This window comes from Herpetosiphon sp., assembly GCF_003512625.1.
GTDB lineage: Bacteria > Chloroflexota > Chloroflexia > Chloroflexales > Herpetosiphonaceae > Herpetosiphon > Herpetosiphon aurantiacus.
Map to the genome: position 1 here is coordinate 34,679 of NZ_DOPT01000073.1, position 5,011 is coordinate 39,689.

Genomic DNA, 5,011 nt, shown 5'->3' on the forward strand with positions numbered 1-5,011 from the left:
CCCACGGCGGTGGGCGAGGGGCGTTCTACCCATTCATGATTAAGGGTTACCCATCGCCTGCTGGGCGGGAGAGGGGGTCAGGGGGTGAGGGGAAAGACGCTCTTGGACTTTCTTATTCCAAGCATCCAACTCACCCAACATTCGTGCCCTTCGTGTCCTTCGCGGTTAAATCGCATCCTCTATCCTTCGCCTCTCTGCACTAAAGACCGAAACCGCGAAGAACGCGAAGAGCGCTAAGTTTAGTTACTATTTTTTTTGTGATTATAAACATTCCAAGCATCCAACTCACCCAACATTCGTGCCCTTCGTGTCCTTCGTGGATCGAAACTCTCACGCCCCGAACTCTATGCATAAATATACTCATAGCACACCAAGGTCAGATCATCGCGGGTAATCATGCTAACGGGGCCACTCGGCTCAAGATTGCTGCGACCTTGGGTTTGGTAAAGTTCGCGTAGCACCTCAAGCAGCGCAAGCAAATCGTTGTCGGCGTTGTAGCGATTGAGCGTTTTACGCAAACGTTGCACGACCGCGCCAACTTGGGGTTCTTTGAGCATTTTGCGCAATTCGCGCACTTCGCCGCGATCAACGCCAGGCTGTGCAAGATTGTTGTGGAGCAATTGGGCGATCACGTTTTGTTCCGGTGCAACGATTTTATCGACCACCGTCGCCGTGACTTGTTGCTGAACATCGCGCAAAATGCTGTTGAGAATGGTGTCGTGGATGGCGAAAATATCAACTTCGCTATAGGGCGGGGCAAAGCGTGGCGTATCTGGGCTACAGGCAATCAGCTGCATAATGGTGTAGCGATTATCGGTAATCGTTTGTTTTTCAAGGTCGTAGTAGCGCCAAAAATGGGCGGTGCTGCCATCACGCGGCGCAGTGAAATAGAAAAACAGGCCTTTGGCATTACGTCGCTCAATCCCCGAATGAATCCCATCATCAAGGTCGGTCAGCCAGCGTTGGGCATCGGTCGCCAGCACATTTTGCAATTCGGCAAATAATGATTCGCTGCTCGCTAGCTCCAAAAATGATTCTTGTTCCTCGATCACGCTATGATCTTCGTCGGCGATGCGCTTGAGCGTGTTGAAATCGCGCGGCGTAACGACTTCGCCCAACACGCTAGCATCTAAAAAGCCCGTTTGGTTGATCAAATCGATTTTGCTGGTCAGGCTGCGCACCAAGCCCAGCAAAGCTTCGAGTTCGCGCTCAGGAAACATATTGTACACATGCAGCAGATCGAAATTCGAGCCAAGCCGATCGATCCGGCCTGCCCGTTGGACCATGCGCGTCGGGTTCCAGTGCAAATCGTAGTTGAGCAAATGGCCGCAATCTTGCAAATTATGGCCCTCGGAAAGCACATCGGTGGCGATCAAAATTTGTACTTCGTCGCTTGTGCCAACCAATTCGGGTTGGTTGCTGGCGCGTGGCGCAAAATGGCTCACAATTCGCGTCCGATCGGTCGTTTTGACGCTGCTATCAATGCGCCGAATTGTTGGATTGCCAAGCGTGGCCAGCCATTCAGCATTGCTTGCCTCAGTCAAGGCTTGATAGACATAGCGGGCTGTATCTTTGTAATAGGTAAAAATCACCACTTTGCAGCCGTTGAGTTGGCTGGCAAGTAGGCTTTGCAATTGCAGCAATTTGGCATCGTGGCTGGCTTGAATGTGTTTAATCGCATGCCAAATTTCGTTCAGCGCATCAATATCTGCTTGCAAAGCCCGATGCAAACGCCGCCGATCGTATTTACTGGCCTCAAGTTTGGGCAGTTTGGCAATAATCAGGCTGGCGGCGGCATGCTCATCAAGCGCCGAGGCCTGCGAACTGGGCGTGCTATCGTCGCTATCTTCTTCGTCGGCTTCGAGCAAGCGCATGGCCTGCTGAAACGACACCGAATCGAGCACAATCCCATCTTGCACATATTCGGCAAAGGTTTTGACAAAGGCCAACGAACGGCGAATTGAAATGCGAAAGGCTTCGATACTCGATTCGAGCCGCTTGAGAAAGCGACTTTTGAAAATACCCACCAGCGCTGCTTGTCGCCCCAGCTCAAATTCATCTTGGTCGCTGGGGCGCAGTTTGTAGGCCTCAAGGTTGTAGTGAGCGAGATGTAGGCCTTCGATTGAACCAATAATATTTTGATATAAGCCACTGTAGGCCGCTTGTAAATCGTATTCGACGCTGTGCAGTTGGCGGGTTGGCCAGCGAATTGGCTCGCCATGAATCAGCGCTTCGGGGTAGGCTCGCCGAATAAATTGGCGCGTGCGGCGAATCACCACTTCTTCGAGCAGGTTAAAGATGCGAATCGAACCAGCTTCCAACGATTCGCACCGCGCTGCCAAGAAATATTTGTATAAATCGCCGATGCCAGCCGAAGCAAAGTAGCTGCGGTCGTTGCCGGTAAACAGATTAATTTGGTTGTATAAATCGAAAATATTGTTGTTAATGGGGGTGGCGGTCAGCAAAATCAGCTTTTTGCGGCTACCGCTGCGCCCGCGTCGCCCATTGGCCGCCAGTAAAAGCTCAAGTTGTTGGTAGCGTTTGGCGCGTTTGTTGCGAAAGTTGTGGGCTTCATCGACCAAAATCAGATCAACATCGAAAAACTCGCGGCCATCAAATTCGTCGAGGCCCAACCGTTCTTGGGTCAGCACTTGGGCGGCGATCGTGGCGCTGTGCAATTCACGCTCCCACATGCCACGCAGCGAGGCCGGACAAATCACCAAGGCTTTTTGGCGCTGATGGTAGGCGTAATCTTCCAGCAGTTTTTTGCCAATCCAAGTTTTGCCCAAGCCCACCGAGTCGGCGACAATCGCGCCATCGTATTGGGCTAAAATGCGCCGCGCCTTGCGCACTGCATCTTCTTGAAATTCGGCTAGCTCAACCGCCGAACGGGTGGCTGGTTGTTGGTCGCGCTCAGCTAAATCATCTTTAAAATAGGTATACAGCGCTTTCATGTAAATTTCGTAGGGGCTATATTCGCGCCCGCCAAATTTGGAGTTTTCCAACAGTTCGATCAATTGTTCTTTATAATCAAGCGCATGCTGCCATTGTTGCTCATACCAACGCGAAAGATCGAGAATAGCTCGCGTGCCAATTTCGCTTTTGAGCATGCGTTCATGTTCAAGTTCAAGCGGCGCAGCACTCAGTTGGGCGGCATGCTGGGCAACCGTAGCTTTAGCTTCAGCATCATCAAGCTCAGCGTCGGTGAGCAGGGTTTTGTGCACCAAATTTAGTTCATGATTGCTGACCAAGCCTGGCCCAGTGAAATTGCTGCTGCCCACAATGCCAACAATCGGCGTGAGCGGATCAAACACATTGGCAGCGGGCAAGCGACCATACAATAAATAGCATTTGGCATGCAAAAATGCGCGGCGGCCTTTTTCGCCAGCCAACAAGCCCGTATACAAACGCACCTCAACCTCGTCGCGGCGCAAAAAGCGAATCAGCTGTTCGACTAAGCGCAAGGTGCGTTCAGTAAAGGCTTCGGCGTTCAGTTCATGGCGCAAAAACGCGCTCGAATCGGGTCGCATACCCAAATCATCAGCTGCCACTGGTTTATCGCCCAGCAGTAAACGCACTTGGCCTGTGGTTTCCAGCTCGTGGCGCAGCTGTTCAAAGCCGCGAATGCTGAAATAGGCCGTGGCAATATCTAGCGATTGGTCGCTCGCTCGGCTCAGTAAGTAGCGCAGCACGTCGGCGAGGCGCTGCTCAATATTATCAATCACATAGGGAATTTGCATGAGCTTACCTTTTGTATGATTTACGAAGGCTATTGGTGTTACGTTCCCTCACCCCAACCCCTCTCCCACTGCGGCGGGCGAGGGGCATTCCAATGATCATGATTCGGGTGCTTCCCCCTCGCTCGCTTGCGGGAGAGGGGGCTAGGGGGTGAGGGCATCGCCTAAATCCGCAATAGCTCGAAGGCCCATTCGCGCAGTTGCTCGGCCTCGCTGCGTGGAATAACTTCGTCGTGGGCGGCTTTGTTGCGCAATTTGAGCATGGCTTGGTTGTTCAGCACTTCAACCAAACCGCCAGCCCCAAACACATTGCGGTTGCCAAAACGCTGGCTCACAAAACTGCGCAAGGCTTGCTCTTTGTTGCTGCGCAAGATAATCGGGTAGTTGCCCAAGGTTAGGTGACGCTTGCCCAGCATAAATTCGGCTAAAAAGTCGTTGCGGCATTCGTTGGCTCCATAGCCCGATTCGTCGCGAAAGGGCTTGAAGATTGCTTCATGCAGCAGGGTTTCGACCGCTTTGGTGAAGGGGATTACGCCGATCGAGAAATCCATGGTTTCGTCGTCGGTCAGCAGGCTATATTCGCCAGTCCGTAAAAATGTGGGAATATCGGGCGGGAGGTTGCGCCAATCGGGCAGCGCAGCATCAAGCGTCGCTTCAATGCTGATCGGCTCGACCCGTTCGAAGAAGCGTTCAGCTGCTGGCAGAATTTCTTCGGCAATTTTGTCAATTACGGCATCGGTTTGTTCGTCGCTGGTCGCTGCGCCCAATTCTTTGAGTACGTTGGCTTTGGCTTCGCTCAGGGCTTGCTCATATTGCGGGCGTTCGATCAGCTCAATCTCGGCGGCGCTCAAGCCATACAAACGATAGACAATTTTGTCGATCAAGGCATCAGTGCGGGCTAAATCGGCCTTGATTGGCAGTAATTCATCGAGCGATTGGCGGTAGGCTTGGGCAATGCTGGCTTCGATTTCGCTGAGATTGGCGGCAAAACGATTGCGGTTTTGTTGCAGCCGATACCAGAAGTCGCTCCAACTGACGGCGCGTTGGCCTTTTTGGTAGTCGCCAAGGTAGCCTTGGATGATCGTTTTGCCCGTCAGGCTGTCGAGGCCAGTTTCGCCTTTTTTGGGCTGAATCCGTAGTTGGCTTTCGAGCCAATTCAAGAAGCGCTTGCTGGCTTGTTGCTTGGCTTTGTTCAGCTCGATCATTTGTTGGGCGAGGTAGGCTAATAGATCGTGGACAACATCGCCATAGCGGATTGGATTGGATTGGATTGG

The 5,011-nt window shown here is 52.4% G+C and carries 1 protein-coding gene and 1 pseudogene; both read right to left on the reverse strand.

Annotated elements, in window-relative coordinates; all coding sequences use genetic code 11:
- Positions 1-344 precede the first annotated feature (344 nt).
- Complete coding sequence (locus DEF47_RS16115) at positions 345-3,740, reverse strand: helicase-related protein (RefSeq protein WP_012190079.1); 3,396 nt, start codon at positions 3,738-3,740, stop codon at positions 345-347.
- Positions 3,741-3,901: 161 nt separating this feature from the next.
- Positions 3,902-5,011: pseudogene (locus DEF47_RS16120) on the reverse strand (hypothetical protein); the annotation flags it as partial.